This is a genomic window from Lactiplantibacillus songbeiensis, from assembly GCF_005405125.1.
In the GTDB taxonomy this organism is placed as follows: domain Bacteria; phylum Bacillota; class Bacilli; order Lactobacillales; family Lactobacillaceae; genus Lactiplantibacillus; species Lactiplantibacillus songbeiensis.
Genome location: NZ_BJDL01000021.1, coordinates 1 through 13,932 on the forward strand (window position 1 = coordinate 1; position 13,932 = coordinate 13,932).

General features: G+C 44.5%; 16 protein-coding genes. 9 read left to right on the forward strand and 7 right to left on the reverse strand.

Translation table 11 applies throughout. The features are described 5' to 3' along the window. Positions 1 to 8: 8 nt before the first annotated feature. Together FFM77_RS14305 and FFM77_RS08590 are read right to left on the reverse strand one after the other, a co-directional pair. Entirely contained in the window at positions 9 to 308 is a 300-nt protein-coding gene (locus FFM77_RS14305; protein WP_137635361.1) for a type II toxin-antitoxin system RelE/ParE family toxin, read from the reverse strand. Next, a complete protein-coding gene (locus FFM77_RS08590) occupies positions 308 to 541 on the reverse strand; it encodes a type II toxin-antitoxin system prevent-host-death family antitoxin (RefSeq protein WP_137635362.1) in 234 nt (77 codons plus the stop codon). Before FFM77_RS08590 ends, FFM77_RS14305 begins: the two co-directional genes overlap by 1 nt. A gap of 161 nt (positions 542 to 702) precedes the next feature. Here FFM77_RS08590 and lepB point away from each other — a divergent pair, with 161 nt between their 5' ends. From lepB to FFM77_RS08620, 6 genes are all read left to right on the forward strand, one after another. Further along, positions 703 to 1,329 carry a signal peptidase I gene (gene lepB / locus FFM77_RS08595; RefSeq protein ID WP_137635363.1) on the forward strand — a complete coding sequence of 209 codons (627 nt, stop codon included), beginning with the start codon at positions 703 to 705 and terminating at the stop codon, positions 1,327 to 1,329. Positions 1,330 to 1,540: 211 nt separating this feature from the next. Beyond that, on the forward strand, positions 1,541 to 3,055 hold the full coding sequence (locus FFM77_RS08600) for a YhgE/Pip family protein (RefSeq protein WP_137635364.1): 1,515 nt from the start codon (positions 1,541 to 1,543) through the stop codon (positions 3,053 to 3,055). Next, entirely contained in the window at positions 3,036 to 3,656 is a 621-nt protein-coding gene (locus FFM77_RS08605) for a TetR/AcrR family transcriptional regulator (RefSeq protein ID WP_171001588.1), read from the forward strand. The genes FFM77_RS08600 and FFM77_RS08605 overlap by 20 nt, the downstream gene beginning before the upstream one ends. 6 nt (positions 3,657 to 3,662) lie before the next feature. Continuing rightward, positions 3,663 to 4,586: a cation diffusion facilitator family transporter gene (locus tag FFM77_RS08610; RefSeq protein WP_137635366.1), complete on the forward strand. Its 924-nt coding sequence runs from the start codon at positions 3,663 to 3,665 to the stop codon at positions 4,584 to 4,586. Positions 4,587 to 4,804: 218 nt separating this feature from the next. After that, positions 4,805 to 5,563: a potassium channel family protein gene (locus tag FFM77_RS08615; RefSeq protein ID WP_137635367.1), complete on the forward strand. Its 759-nt coding sequence runs from the start codon at positions 4,805 to 4,807 to the stop codon at positions 5,561 to 5,563. Positions 5,564 to 5,701: 138 nt separating this feature from the next. Then, positions 5,702 to 5,971, forward strand: coding sequence for a hypothetical protein (locus FFM77_RS08620; RefSeq protein ID WP_137635368.1), 270 nt, complete (start codon positions 5,702 to 5,704; stop codon positions 5,969 to 5,971). Positions 5,972 to 6,046: 75 nt separating this feature from the next. Here FFM77_RS08620 and FFM77_RS08625 read toward each other — a convergent pair whose 3' ends face one another. Then, entirely contained in the window at positions 6,047 to 6,856 is an 810-nt protein-coding gene (locus tag FFM77_RS08625) for a Cof-type HAD-IIB family hydrolase (protein ID WP_137635369.1), read from the reverse strand. 142 nt (positions 6,857 to 6,998) lie between these two features. Between FFM77_RS08625 and FFM77_RS08630 the strand changes: the two genes are divergently transcribed. After that, the gene (locus FFM77_RS08630) at positions 6,999 to 8,366 is read left to right on the forward strand and encodes an RsmF rRNA methyltransferase first C-terminal domain-containing protein (RefSeq protein ID WP_137635370.1); all 1,368 of its coding nucleotides are present in this window, start codon (positions 6,999 to 7,001) and stop codon (positions 8,364 to 8,366) included. Positions 8,367 to 8,816: 450 nt separating this feature from the next. Here the strand turns inward: FFM77_RS08630 and FFM77_RS08635 are convergent, their stop codons facing one another. Next, on the reverse strand, positions 8,817 to 9,335 hold the full coding sequence (locus tag FFM77_RS08635; RefSeq protein ID WP_137635371.1) for a MarR family winged helix-turn-helix transcriptional regulator: 519 nt from the start codon (positions 9,333 to 9,335) through the stop codon (positions 8,817 to 8,819). Between the two features lie 152 nt (positions 9,336 to 9,487). On the opposite strand from FFM77_RS08635, the gene FFM77_RS08640 reads away from it, so the two are divergent. Together FFM77_RS08640 and FFM77_RS08645 are read left to right on the forward strand one after the other, a co-directional pair. Then, entirely contained in the window at positions 9,488 to 10,420 is a 933-nt protein-coding gene (locus tag FFM77_RS08640; protein ID WP_137635372.1) for an ATP-binding cassette domain-containing protein, read from the forward strand. A 16-nt stretch (positions 10,421 to 10,436) separates the two neighbouring features. After that, positions 10,437 to 11,210, forward strand: a complete 774-nt coding sequence (locus FFM77_RS08645) for an ABC transporter permease (RefSeq protein ID WP_137635373.1) — start codon at positions 10,437 to 10,439, stop codon at positions 11,208 to 11,210. A gap of 160 nt (positions 11,211 to 11,370) precedes the next feature. Here FFM77_RS08645 and FFM77_RS08650 read toward each other — a convergent pair whose 3' ends face one another. The 3 genes from FFM77_RS08650 to fni all read right to left on the reverse strand — a co-directional run bounded on the left by FFM77_RS08650 (position 11,371) and on the right by fni (position 13,913). Then, on the reverse strand, positions 11,371 to 12,150 hold the full coding sequence (locus FFM77_RS08650; RefSeq protein ID WP_137635374.1) for a DUF1828 domain-containing protein: 780 nt from the start codon (positions 12,148 to 12,150) through the stop codon (positions 11,371 to 11,373). Positions 12,151 to 12,170: 20 nt separating this feature from the next. After that, positions 12,171 to 12,662 (reverse strand): DUF6978 family protein, encoded by a 492-nt coding sequence (locus FFM77_RS08655; protein ID WP_137635375.1) that lies wholly within the window; start codon positions 12,660 to 12,662, stop codon positions 12,171 to 12,173. 210 nt (positions 12,663 to 12,872) lie between these two features. Further along, on the reverse strand, positions 12,873 to 13,913 hold the full coding sequence (fni, locus tag FFM77_RS08660) for a type 2 isopentenyl-diphosphate Delta-isomerase (protein ID WP_137635376.1): 1,041 nt from the start codon (positions 13,911 to 13,913) through the stop codon (positions 12,873 to 12,875). Positions 13,914 to 13,932: the final 19 nt, after the last annotated feature.

Below are 13,932 nucleotides of genomic sequence, written 5' to 3' on the forward strand. Positions count from 1 at the left end.
CGTGGTGATTAAAGTATAGGTCTCCATGACCTTTTTGTGTACCTTACCGGGTGTTGCACTTCAATTTTAAATCCGGGGAAAAAAATGGACTTAGAGATCTGTAAGTAAAAATAACCATCAAGAATTGGTAGTAGATTGCGACATGATTGACCAGCTTGTGGGAAATCTTCTAAGAGTCGTAAATGGTCAATAATTTTCTTGTGGGCAGTTGTAATTGACCTCGAATCGAAATTCTTAGACAGATACTGATTCAAATTAGTTAAATCATGACGAGCGTCTACTGAGATTTCTAAGTGATATTTTTTCATCAACTAAGCAGCTCCTTAGAAATGGTGTTAAAATCGTAAAAAGGCCCTTTTTCTGCTTGCTTTAATTGTGAAAGTAGCTCAAGCCCGGCTTTCATCTTTTCGTATTCATCTAAATCGACAACCGCATATTTTCCGTAACCATTTTTAGTTAAGAATACTGGCTTATTGGGTGCGACTTCTTTTAAAATCTTATTATAATCACGTAGTTCTGAGACCGGTTTAATGTTGATCATTATGGAACACCTCCAATGAATATAGTATACTGGTTTAACGTTGATTTTGCAGTTAAAAATTACTTAAAATTAGACGTAATTATTTTCTAATGATTATAGCTGTCTTTACTTGAACATTAAAGTATAATATACGCACTATACGGAATTAAGGGAGAATTTTAGTGAAAATAATCAAGAGTAGCTTAAGTTGGATTTTACCGATCATCTTTGGATTAGGATTGGCAATGTTGATCCGTCAATTTTGGTTTACCATGGTGCGGGTCGATGGCAAATCGATGCAGCCTAACTTACAAAATAACGAACGGGTGGTGGCGTTCAAAACTGGTCGGATCAAGGCTGGTTCGGTGGTCGTTTTTGATGCTCATGGGGTGAGTCCGGATGCCACGACACCGAACACCGTTTACGTCAAACGAGTGATTGGCATGCCTGGCGATACGGTGACGTATACGAAAACTGGCCAATTATATGTTAATCATCGGTTGATCAAGCAGACTTACCTCAAAAGTAGTTTCCAGCAGACAACCGGGACATACATGGCCAATTCGCATGGTCAAGTGACAGGGTGGACCCTAACGAGTTTGGCGCATGATCAGCCGGACTGGCAGTTATCGGCTAAACCGAAAAACAATCGGGTTCCCAAAGGACATTACTTTGTGATGGGTGATCATCGTAGCGTGTCTAGTGATGGCCGCTATTGGGGATTTGTTCCCCAGCGTAAGATGATTGGGGTCGTGAAAGCCTGGCCATGGCAAAGTCGGCGCCAAGCGATTAATGCGTATCAACCATAAGCTTTAGGACTTCGAATGAGTGCATTCGAGGTCCTTTTTTAGTTTGGACACTTAATATTGGTTCTGATTGTTCTTAACCATCCATGATAATGGGTAGCCGTTATACTTAAAGTTAGACAAAAACGCTTAAGCTGTTTATTGAAGTTGTCGGCGGCCCCGCCTAAACTACGATATTGAACATCGCATCTAGTTAAGACGAGGAGGGGTTGCAATGTTTAAAAGTGAATGGCAGCATTTATGGCATGATCATGGGATGATTATCGTGCTGGTCGCGATTGCGTTAATCCCAGCACTTTATTGCTGGTTGTATCTATCATCAATGTGGAACACGTATGGTAAATTAGCAGATATTCCGGTGGCACTAGTTAATCATGATCAACGTCAGCGTGATCATGGTCACGAGCTAGCAATCGGGCGACAATTGGTTGAGAATCTCAAGCAATCCGATACACTCGACTATCATGAAGTTAGCCGCCAAACGGCTGAACGGGGCTTGAAAACGGGTCGTTACTATATGATTGTTACGATTCCGCGTGATTTTTCAGCGCATGCAACCACCCTGTTAAGTGCGCATCCGCAACGGTTAATGATTGATTATCGGATTAGCTCCGGCCGTAATTTTATTGTGTCAAAAATGACGACTGGGGCGGCCGCTAAGATTGAATCCAAAGTGGCAGCGCAAGTGACCAAGCTTTACACACAGCAATTATTGACGATTTTAGCCGGCGTCAAGCATGGGTTGCAGACTGCTAGTGCTGGTGATGCCCAGCTTGCTAAAGGTGCCGGTCAGTTACAAACGGGTGAACAGCAAACGCTGGTTGGCGAACAGCAGCTATCGGATGGCTTGTCACAGTTAGATAACCATGCAGCGGCTAATTTAGGTATGCGGCCGTTCAGTCGAGGACTAGGTCAATTGGCTAGTGGGGCGGTCAAACTGCAGACCGGTACACAATTTGGCCTTCAAGGGGCGGGCCGGTTGCAACTAGGTAGTCAGACTGCGGCCGCTAAGTTAGCGGCAAGTGGTCAACGGTTAAACGCGGTCCAAACACGGACGCAAAATGCGACTGTCATTGCCAATCCAGTCCAGACTAAATTGACGGATGAAGCGCCCGTTCCCAATAATGGTACGGGCATGGCACCATTTGCGATTGCCATTGGTTTATTTGTTGGTGGGATTGCGGTTGGGACAATGTTTGATGCGGTTACGCCCTATCGGCGACCCCGTAGTAGTGTGGCTTGGTGGAGCAGTAAGTGTTCAGTGGTTGGGCTTGTTAGTGGCTTGCAAGCTGGGTTGCTATACGGTGTGTTGCGTGGGGGCATCGGGCTGAAAGCTCAATCTAATGGTGACTTATTCAGCTTGTTGTTATTAGGCAGTTTGATGTTTCTAACGATTATTTTTGGTTTGCAAATTTGGTTAGGTGGTTTTGGAACCTGGTTGGTGACGATTATTTTAGTCTTACAATTGTCGGCGTCGGCTGGTTTATATCCAGTCCAATTGACGAGCAGTTTTGCCAGTCGCTTAACGCCGTATTTGCCGATGACCTATTTGATTGATGGCTTGCGGCACGCGATTTCATTAGGCGGTGGCATTGGAACTGATCTCATCGTTATGGCTAGCATATTAGTAGTGGTTAATTTATTGATTATCTTTAAGTTTTATTTAAAGATTCATCAACGGCAATTTGATGATTGGGAGGTTGTGGAAGATGATGAATCAGACAAATGATCGTACGCTTAAGACAAAACGGCGGTTGCAACAAGCATTGATAGCGAGATTACAGCAGCAGGCATTTCAACAGGTAACAGTTGGGGATATCTTAACGACGGCCCAGGTTGCTCGGGGGACCTTTTATCGGTATTATCTGGATAAATTTGATTTACTAGCGGCGTGTGAAGATCAACTGATTCAGACGTTAACAACGATTTTTGGTCAGTTCTCCAAGCCAAAGTTAACGGCTTTATCGGCGGATGAACAGGATAATGCGTTTTACGCAATGCTAGTTTATTTGGCGGCCCAGCGTGCCACTGTGACGAGTCTCATGCAGTGTCCGGACTCAGCTTTGCTGCCTAAAATCCATGATGTGATTGCGACTTTAGTGGTGAGGGACACGGCTGAACAGACGACTGTCGTGGCGCCAGAACAATTAATTACCGGAACGTTGGCACGAGAGTTGATTATCCAAAATATCATGACGATTTTAAGCTACTGGTTGCAGCAAGCGGAACCAGTGGATGTTGTGACGGCCTATCGGGTATTTTTACGTAGTCGTAGCTTGTCCCCGCAAGATTTAGCGACCATCGTGGCTTGGCAACAGCCGGGCCAGTAACGCACCATGGCAAAAATAAGGCTTTCTGGGCCACTGATCTCAGCGACGACTACCGCTGCTAATCGGATGAAGATAAAGCGTGCCCAGCATTGGCTCAGCTTGAATCTAGGATTGTATGTGCTAATTGCGGGGATTGAGTTGCTGGTTGGTTGGCAAACACATGCAGCAGTGTTACTTGCCGATGGTGAAAATAATGTGACGGGTAGTTTTGCGACAATCCTGTTATTAGTTGGTTTGCACTTTGCCGCCAAACCGAGCGATGCCTATCATGTGGAAGGACACTGGCAATTTGAATCGTTAGCGGTCTTTTTATCGGGATTGTCAATGGTACTGGTCGGGCTTAATTGTATCTGGTTAGCCTTGCGTCAGACTTGGTCAGTCTGGCAACTGGGTCGTGGCACGTTGAGTGGGATAGTGTTGTATCCAGCTGGGGCTTCTGCGGTGATCTTATTAGTTGAAGCGGGTTTGAATCATTGGCAAGGACAACGTTTTTCAGATTCAGCGTTGCTGGCCTCGGCGCAGGATTACTTTAGCGATGCGGTGACGTCTGGGGTGACGGTGCTGGCGTTGTGTCTGACCATGGTGACACACTGGCCGCTTATTGATACATTAAGCGCGGTGGGGTTGGGTGGTTATATTTGTTGGACTGGTGGACAGATTTTAAGTCGCAGCGCGGCTAAGTTGTCAAATGGTTTTGATCCTGAGAGACAAGTTGGCATTGCGGCACTAATCTTAACAGTGCCGGGCGTTCAGGGGATTAAGGCCGTTCATGGGCGTTATGTTGGCGATAGTATTGTTTTGGAACTCGCAATTCAAGTCGCACCACAGTTAACTGTTATAGATACGGTTCAGCTACGGCAAAAGTTGTGTCAGCGATTGGCTAGTCAGGAAAGTTTATTGTATTGTTGGATTGAATTTTGGCCAAGCTAAATGGTCATGGCGTCAACCGAAAGTGTTAATAAAACTTAGCAGTTATTAACGCTCGGTTGGCGTAAAATACATAGATGTTAGCTAATATTTGGGTGCTTCAAATAGTTAATTGTCACTAGCAAGTTATTGAACTGATAGCTATCTTGATTTTAGGACTAGTAATCAGTTTATATTCAGACTATATTATAATTAAACTTAAAGTGATGGGGTGTGAGCCAATGAAAAAGCATAAATGGACACGATTAATCATGTGCTATCATGTTATCGTGACAATCTTGACATTGTGGTCAGTAGTCAATGTGATTTTACTGACGTTTCATTGGGGCGATTGGCAGTTTGAAAAGCACATTGCGGATGCCCTATTAGGTGTTTTCGCGGTTGACTATGTGAGTCGTTTTGCCACAACATCTAATCGAAAGACGTTTTTAATTCATTCCGCCTTTGATTTGTTAGGGATTATCCCGATGCATCCAGTATTTGCGTTATTCCGGTTAGGACGCTTGGCACGGTTGATCCGCTACCATCATCTCTTCTATCGACTCGGTTGGGATGGCAAGTGGACGCATGATTTTCATCGCTTTATTTATAGCACCGGGTTTATCTATTTATTCTCGATCAGTATTGCAATTATTGTCCTGAGTGCCTTATTGTTTTCTGTCTTCGAGCATCAAAGCTTATCAGACTCGCTCTGGTGGGCGATTACAACGGCGACAACGGTCGGTTATGGTGATGATACGCCACATACCCCGGTTGGCAAAGTGATCGCTGTAGGGTTAATGTTCGGTGGGATTGGGTTTATCGGGTTGTTAACGAGTACGATTACGGATTTCTTTACCACTGATACGCAACAAGCGGAGAAAGCCGAAGTCACCGTAACCTCAACTGAGGTGAACTTATTACTGACAAAAATCGACCAGTTAACCACTAAGGTTGATCAATTACAGGCGGACTTGAACCGATTAAAACATAAGCATTAAAGGGTGGCCTGATTCAGTCGGCCATCTTTTTTGTATTCGGCAGGTTAACAAATGAGAAACTTTCCTTTTCATTTAGCAAGCGGTGCGGTAAATTTGAGACTAATTCAGGTTGGTGACGCTGTGAATGGAGGGGCTAGTATGAAAAATCATTGGTTATTGGCGGTTATTACCACTGGCTTGCTGTTATTGGGGACTAGTGGAACGGTGGTGGCTGCCGGCTTGGCGGGACCAGTGAGAACCACCGTGACGCAATCGTCCTTGGAAATTGACGACAGTCGGGTACGACCACTGCCACAGACGAAACAAGCCCGACTACTGAAAGTCAATTTGACTGGTGCCGCGATTGTGACTGCTAGCGGTGGCATTGGCCTCGCTTGTTGGTATCGTGCGCATCGATACCACGTCTAAACAAAAGCTGTTTTTTGACGACAAAAATAGGGTCCAGAAATTCGTTTAAAATTTCTGGGCCCTATTTGAATGCGGTTATTCAGCCATACCAAAATAATGTGTTAAATAACGAGCCACCCCGTTTTGATCATTATCATAAGTGGTGACATCGTCTGCAATTGATTTAATGGCGTCGGTGCCGTTAGTCATAGCGACGCCCAGCCCGGCGTATTGCAACATTTCTAAGTCATTATGTTCATCGCCAAACGCAATCACGTTTTGCCGATTGATGTGGAAATAGTCAGCTAAGTAGGCCACCCCTTTAGCTTTGTGCACACCCTTTGAGGTGACTTCTAAGATGGCATCAGGTCCGCCCCAAACACCAACATCCACGACTTCACCGAAATGGTCATTAATCCAATCAACAATGGCGGAACGCCGGTCGAGTTGGACTAATAAGACGAGCGAGTTGGGGTTGCGTGTTAAGGTTTCGGGAGTTAACCGCGGACTATCCGCAATTTCTGGAAAGAACTTGCCAGCGACAATATCTTGCCCCGCGGTCATGGTGCTGGTCTTGTTCTCGGCAATGATCTGGTTGATGCCCAATTGTTCACGATATTTGACCAAGGCTAAAACGACCGCTTTATTTAACGTAAACTGATATTCGGAATCCCAGCTTTGATGTGGGAGGTGACCAAGCGACCCATTAAAGTTGATCATCGGGCTGTTCAAGTGCAAGTCATCATAAATATGTTGTGAGCCTTGGTACGACCGACCAGTGATGATACTGACGATGTGGCCCGCCGCTTGCAGGCGCTGCATTGTTTGGATAGTGGCCGAATTAAGTTGAGAGGCGGCATTTAAAGTCGTCCCGTCTAAATCTAACGCAATTAATTTTCTTTCCATTCCAAAAGTCACCTCAATTATCCAGATTAGCTTAGTCATTACAATTTAGCATATTTTCTGAAAAAAGGCGAATCATAACGTGTCAGGCGGTGGGAAAAGTATGGTAACCTAGTTAAGAAATGATTTTCGAGGAGGAAAAAATGTGCAGTTACCAGCAGAATTTATCACAAAATATCAAGCTTTATTAGGTGATCAAGCGGCCGCTTTTTTTGCGGCATTTGATGATCCCGTTGAAAAAGGGTTTCGGGTCAATCCAAACAAGCTTGTGACACCCGCAATGCAAGCAAAGATGACTGATCCCATTGCCTATAGCAAGATTGGGTATTATGGCAAAGTGAACGGCAATGCGCTCGAACATTTAGCCGGGGCTGTCTATAGTCAAGAACCGAGTGCCATGACCGTTGGCGAGGTCGCTCGGCCGGAACTAAATGAACGCGTCTTAGACTTATGCGCCGCGCCCGGTGGTAAGACGACTCATTTGCTAAGCTATTTAAAGCAAACTGGATTACTTGTGACTAACGAGATTAATCCGAAACGGGTGACCGCTTTAGGGGATAATGTCGAACGTTATGGTGCCCGAAATACGGTGATTACGAATGAGACCCCCGCGCACCTAGCCAAAGCCTTTCCACATTTCTTTGACCGAATCTTAGTAGATGCGCCGTGTTCGGGTGAAGGGATGTTCCGTAAAGACCCGGATGCAATGCAATATTGGAATGTGGATTACCCCGCGGAATGTGCGGCCCGACAACGCGAAATCTTAACGGAAACGGTTAAAATGATGCGGCCCGGGGGTCATCTGATCTATTCAACGTGTACGTTTGCGCCCGAAGAAGATGAACAGATGATGGCTTGGTTGCTTAAAACGTATCCGGACTTTGAATTAGAACCGATTGAAAAGGTCGCTGGGATGGTCGATGCTAAGCCGGAGTGGGCAGATGGCAACCCAGAATTGAAAAAGGCGGCGCGATTATTCCCACATTTGATGCGGGGCGAGGGACATTTTATTGCGAAGTTAGTCTATCGCGGAGCGGATAAAGTCAAAGACTTACGGACTGTTCGTGATAGCTTGAAGCCTAGCGAGCGCCAGTTATGGACACAAGCGCAACAACAATTGAATGTGACAGAGTTACCTAGCTTAGCCTTACAAGTACATGGTGACCAATTGTACGGAGTCCCCGAAATGATGCCGGTGACGCGCCGGTTAAAAGTCTTTCGACCAGGGATTCAGCTGGGAACGTTTAAAAAGAAACGTTTCGAACCGAGTTATGCCTTAGCACTCGCAAGTGATGATTTACCTTTGCCGAAAGTTGCGATAACGATTAAACAATGGCAAAAGTATGTCCATGGTGAGACCTTTGACCTCGACCAGGCCGGGAAAAATGGGTTTGCCGCTTTAACTTGTGATGGCTTACCGGTTGGTTTCGGTAAAATCGTCGGTCACACGGTGAAGAACTTCTTTCCGAAAGGGCTGCGCTTCTTAGCCACTGATGAAAATACCAGTTTATAAGCAAAATGACTGCGGCCCTAAATAAGGGTCGCAGCTTTTTTGTTGGTCGCATGAGTTTGGGTTTAAACGGTTGGTTGATCTTGATGTGATGGGCTACGTCGATAAATGAGTTCCAGACATTCTGGACAATAAACCACGGCGTTAGTTTTCAAAAAAGTCTGCAGTTCAGCGAGTGATCGTGACGGAACTTGCATTAAAAAATAGGCGTTATCCCGTTTTTGTAAAGGTTTGCCGCAATTTTCGCAAGTGAACATGGTCGACACCTCCAGTTAATGCTAGTTTAAACTAGTATTGACTAAAATAGTCAGTGGCGCGAATGTTTGTTTAACTAGCTTAGCAGCGGCTCTATTTTAAGCGGGGTGATACACTAGTTCAGCTGTAGTGGTGTTAATCATCTTAAAAATGCGATCAGTCCTTAGTTGGATTGATCGCATTTTTTGTTGTCCCAAATTAAAGAAACCAGTCGCGTAACGTATCAGCCACGGTTTGTTGAAACTTGGTATGCCAGCTTGGGTTGTAGGTGTTGATTTCATCATAAAGACTAGCGTTGATCTTTGTCAAAATAGTTGCGAATTGGTCAAGTTCGGTATCAGTTAAGGCATTTAGAAACTCAGGTACTTTGACTGATTCAGTTGCGGCCGTTTGCCGACCCGAATCGGTCAGGCGAATAATCGTTTTACGACGATCGGCCGTGGACTTTTCTTTAGTAACTAGTTGTTTTTTTACGAGTTTGTTGACGAATTCGGCAGTTGATTGTGCGGTTAAGTTAAGGCGGGTCGCTAGTTCTTTTTGGGACTGACCGTCTGTCTGTGCCAAGGCCAAGAGAATCTTACCCTGGCCTTGAAACCGTAATTGGTGCTCACCTTTATTTTGGTGACGACGGTGAGTAATCTCATCGGCCGTTTGGCGGACCATACCAAATTCAATCAGTTTGCCGGCGACGTTTTTTTGTTTACTTAAATTAGGCATCTGAACGCCTCCCTTACAGCCATTATACTCGACAACGAGATACAGCGCCGCTAGATTTTGAAAAAAAGATTGACAAAATAGTCAGGGGACCTTATTATATTTTTAGTCAGGGGGACCTGATTAAAAAAAACAAAACTTAAGAGGGAATTAATATGGCAGCAATCAATGCAATTGAAGTTAGTCACTTGACGAAGCAGTTTGGAAAAAAAACAGTGGTTGATGATGTGTCATTCAAGGTCCGACCCGGCGAAGTCTTTGGGTTACTGGGTCCTAATGGTGCGGGGAAGACGACCACGTTACGAATGATGACAACATTATTGAAGGCGGATGCTGGTCAGGTCATGATTTTTGGTCACGATACAGTTAAAGAAGGGCGCTTGGCACGATCAATGTTTGGCTTGACTGGTCAATACGCTTCCGTTGATGAAGATATTTCGGCGCGTGAGAATTTGATGATTTTTGCCCGATTGAATGGTTTATCACGATCAGATGCCAAGCAACGAACCACTGAATTATTGAACGAATTCTCACTGGTCAATTCAGCTGATAAAGCGTTAAAAAATTTCTCTGGTGGAATGCGGCGGCGATTGGATTTAGCGGTTAGCTTGATTACGCGCCCCACACTGATCTTTTTGGATGAACCGACGACTGGCTTAGACCCACGGACCCGGACACAGATGTGGGACACGATTCGGCGGCTGGTTAAGCAAGGCTCAACGATTATTTTGACGACCCAATATTTAGATGAAGCGGACCAACTAGCGGATCATTTAGCCATTATTGATCACGGTAAGTTGGTGAAAATGGGAACACCAGCTGAACTGAAGCAGCAAATCGGTGGGTCTAAGCTGACATTTAAGGTTTGTCAGACTGCACAAATTACCGCCGCAGTTCAATTATTAACGCCTCAAGTGGGACAGATCCAGCAGACCGACTCAGCATTAAGTATGCGACTGAATCAGGTCAACCAGTTGAATACGATTTTAACCATGCTCAACCAGGCCAAGATTAAGATCACCCAGTTAGCTGTCCAGGAGCCGTCATTAGATGATGTCTTTATGGATTTAACGGTCGGTAAGAATTAAGAAAGAAGGATGCAAGATGGATGTACAAAAACACAATGGCAGTTTAATCATGAATACGGCCACCATGGCTTATCGTAATTTATTGAAGACGGTGCATAATCCAGATCGGTTTATGGATGTTATTGTCCAACCGGTGATGTTTATGCTGATGTTTGGCTATTTATTTGGTGGGGCGATTGCCGGCGGGGTTCAAGCTTATCTACCAACGATTGTGCCGGGGATTTTAATGCAAACCATGTTATCAGCGGCTTCGGGGTCGGGACCACAAATCAGAGAAGATCTCGATTCGGGCGTGTTTGATCGCTTCAAATCATTACCGATGGCGCATATCGCACCGTTAGCGGGGCAACTGTTTGCCGACAGCTTACGGTTGGTGATTGCCACGATAACGTCATTGACGACGGGCTATCTGATGGGGTGGCGACCAGCTGTTGGGTTTGGCTGGATTATCGTGATTGCCTTATTAGCGATTTTTACCGGCTGGGCCTTGTCATGGCTGTTTGCGTTAGTGGGGTTGTTGGCGAAGAGTGCTTCTGCCGTCCAAAGTTTTTCGTTAATTGCCATGTTAGTGCTATCATTCATGTCAAATGCGTTTGTGCCACTTCATTCGTTAACGAAGCCGTTGCAAGTGATCGCACATTTGAATCCCGTGACCTATGTGATTACGGCGATTCGGCAAATCTTGGCGACTGGGAGCTGGACGCACGAAGCCGGGCTAGTGCTAGGGGTTGATGTGGTGATTGTTTTGATTTTTGCGCCGTTAGCTGTTTGGGCATATGACCGTAATTAGGATTGATGCCAGCAAGTTATATAAAACGATGAGGCTATTAAATGATTCGATAGCTTAAAACAGGACATAGGAAACGCGTCAAATTTTCCAAAGTAGACCGCCCCAAACCAATCTTTTCGGTTTGGGACGGTCTACTTTGATAAACAAAATTTTTAAAGACTTATGACGGCTTAAATGTTTTAATCCAGTCATCTCGCTTGGACCATTGTAAAACAGGAATCGAATAGTTCTCGAAAGAACTAATAAACTTATCCGAGATACTTTCGGTATCATTAGCTAATACATAGAAATCCGTATCTGGACGACTGTCGCGTACATCGATGATGCCCATTAAAGGAGATTCGTAGGCGGTTGATTTAGGATGATTAACCGCTTTGATGGCTTTGGCTTTATCGTTAATTGATTTTTTCCCAAAGATATAATTGAAATTTATCATATTACCGGTCTGACCTTGAAAACTCATATCTTCGACAAAGCTAAGTTCTTTTTCAAAAAAGTAATTTCTAATATCTTCTAAAAAGTAATCTGAAACCCGATCACGAGAAGTCTGAAGCATATCCATAATTTGAAGCATGCCTTGTACTAATTGAAATTGTTTCTGTGGTATGGTCGTGAGGTCCGTAAATCTAATTTGTAGTTCCCCTTGGTGAACCTGAATGCCAAAGTTCAAGCAGATCTGGTTAAAATAAGCTTGCCTTTTTTTTGAAGCCCGACCAGAACCTAACCGTAAATCTAAGGTATCTAGTTCATCAAGTGTATAACCATCATCACTTAGGATATATTGTCCTGCTTGGTACTCGATAACAAGTTCAATCGTATCGTGGTACATATCTACAAAGGGCGTGCGAATCGTTGTAAAATTGGCTTTAGTCTCAAAAGTCTGTTTTTGTGTTGCCCAATCTAAATAGGCCTGTTGCAAAGACTGTGTACTGATATGCATGGCTACCACCTCCAATGGACTTATAAGATATCGTCTTCCAAATTGTATTTGAAGTCGGTGCGATTAGCAACATTTAAGCGTTCAAAGGTTACTTTTAAACATTTAACTAAGTTATTGATGTCACTTGGACTTAGATTCATATGAACTTCTGGAGAATCTAACGGTAAAGCAACTGCGATACCGTATACTGGGAAATCTGCTAAATGGACATGTGGACAGTCGAGTGTTTTATCTGCGTAAGCATAATCACCGGCCGGATTGGGATGTGGGCGGCCAATTAAGTCGATTCGAAATAAAATTTTACTTTTAGCATTGGCATCACGTAACTGGTAGGTGCACTTGGGTTTGCGATGTCCTTTTCGATTTAAGTCGAATAAGTAATCATAGTTTGTACCATGTAAATTAATACAAGTCTTGTCATTTTTTACAGGTACAGCGATCGCCTCACCAGGGGTTATATTTGCAATCATTTTCAACTCATTAATCATTTGTCGAACGTCTTTAAAGTCCACTTTGACACCTCTGATTTTTATGTGTTTGCTTGATACTGATTGTACGCTGAAGTAGCCAAATTAGACACTGCAAATGATACATTCTAATTAAATGATTTGAATTATTTTAAAAAATCAATTTCAAATTTAGCCCCTTTTCTTGATGTAAATGGTTATAAACACATGAAAAGCGGCCTCCTGATACTTGTTTGGAAGCCGCTTTTGCATGTGTTATTTTTTTAATGTTGTTTGGTAGGCTAATAGTTCAGGCGATAAAATCAACTTATCTGTCATCTGATGTAGATCAGCAATCGTTGTCGCACCAACCAACGCCATCAATAATTTAAACTGAGCTTGCCAGTCTTGCAACCACTGAATGACTTCAGCGTCCGTGTGATGCAAGACTTCATGCAAGACGACGCCAGCCATTCCCACGGCATCGGCGCCGAGAATCAGCGCTTTAATGGCATCTAAAGGTGTTCGAATGCCACCGGTCGCTAAAATAGTCAGATCAGCGGGATGGTCTTGGACGGCTAATAGTGATTCGACTGTCGACAGGCCAAAGCTACTTAAATAGCTCATTTCCCGTTGTGGGCGGCGGCGATTTTCAATGTCGGCAAAGTTAGTGCCACCGTGACCACCTAGATCTAAGTAACGAACCCCGGCTTGATAGAGCTTGGTCATCGTCGGCCGTGACATCCCAAAGCCCACTTCTTTAACGATCACTGGAATCGGCAGGGCGGCGGTGATCGCTTGAATGTTAGTCAGCCATTTAAAGCGACGATCCCCTTCAGGCATGACGAGTTCTTGGACAACGTTCAAATGTAGTTCAAGAGCATCCGCGGTTAACATCTTAATGGCCGTTTGGGCTGCCGTTAGTGAATGACCGGCGCCGAGATTACCAAAAATTAACCCATGTGGATCGTTATCGCGAACACAACTAAAAGTTGGGGCGAGACTAGCATCCTTAATCGCGACACTTTGTGAGCCGGTCGCCATGGGTAAGTGGGTAGCCGCCGCAATTTTGCTTAACCGAGCATTGAGGGCCCCGGTTTGTACTGAGCCCCCGGTCATGGCTTCAATATATAGCGGGAAAGGCCACTGCCATTTACCTACAGTTGCGGTTGTCTCAATGGTGGCGACATCCGTTTCGGGTAGGGCGTCATGGCGAAGTCGAACTTGGTCAAACGCATTCGGTTCAGCGGCATGATAATATTTTTCCGCGAGTGAAATATGTTCATCTTTACGATGTGATTGTTGATTTTGGGGCATGCAACGCACCTCCAAATAA

Coding starts and splice junctions, on each gene's coding strand:
- FFM77_RS08590 (WP_137635362.1), bottom strand. CDS start 541: ATGATCAACATTAAACCGGTCTCAGAACTACGTGATTATAATAAGATT.
- FFM77_RS08645 (WP_137635373.1), top strand. CDS start 10,437: ATGGATGTACAAAAACACAATGGCAGTTTAATCATGAATACGGCCACC.
- FFM77_RS08600 (WP_137635364.1), top strand. CDS start 1,541: ATGTTTAAAAGTGAATGGCAGCATTTATGGCATGATCATGGGATGATT.
- FFM77_RS08605 (WP_171001588.1), top strand. CDS start 3,036: ATGATGAATCAGACAAATGATCGTACGCTTAAGACAAAACGGCGGTTG.
- FFM77_RS14305 (WP_137635361.1), bottom strand. CDS start 308: ATGAAAAAATATCACTTAGAAATCTCAGTAGACGCTCGTCATGATTTA.
- FFM77_RS08625 (WP_137635369.1), bottom strand. CDS start 6,856: ATGGAAAGAAAATTAATTGCGTTAGATTTAGACGGGACGACTTTAAAT.
- FFM77_RS08640 (WP_137635372.1), top strand. CDS start 9,488: ATGGCAGCAATCAATGCAATTGAAGTTAGTCACTTGACGAAGCAGTTT.
- FFM77_RS08620 (WP_137635368.1), top strand. CDS start 5,702: ATGAAAAATCATTGGTTATTGGCGGTTATTACCACTGGCTTGCTGTTA.
- fni (WP_137635376.1), bottom strand. CDS start 13,913: ATGCCCCAAAATCAACAATCACATCGTAAAGATGAACATATTTCACTC.
- FFM77_RS08610 (WP_137635366.1), top strand. CDS start 3,663: ATGGCAAAAATAAGGCTTTCTGGGCCACTGATCTCAGCGACGACTACC.
- FFM77_RS08615 (WP_137635367.1), top strand. CDS start 4,805: ATGAAAAAGCATAAATGGACACGATTAATCATGTGCTATCATGTTATC.
- FFM77_RS08650 (WP_137635374.1), bottom strand. CDS start 12,150: ATGCATATCAGTACACAGTCTTTGCAACAGGCCTATTTAGATTGGGCA.
- FFM77_RS08635 (WP_137635371.1), bottom strand. CDS start 9,335: ATGCCTAATTTAAGTAAACAAAAAAACGTCGCCGGCAAACTGATTGAA.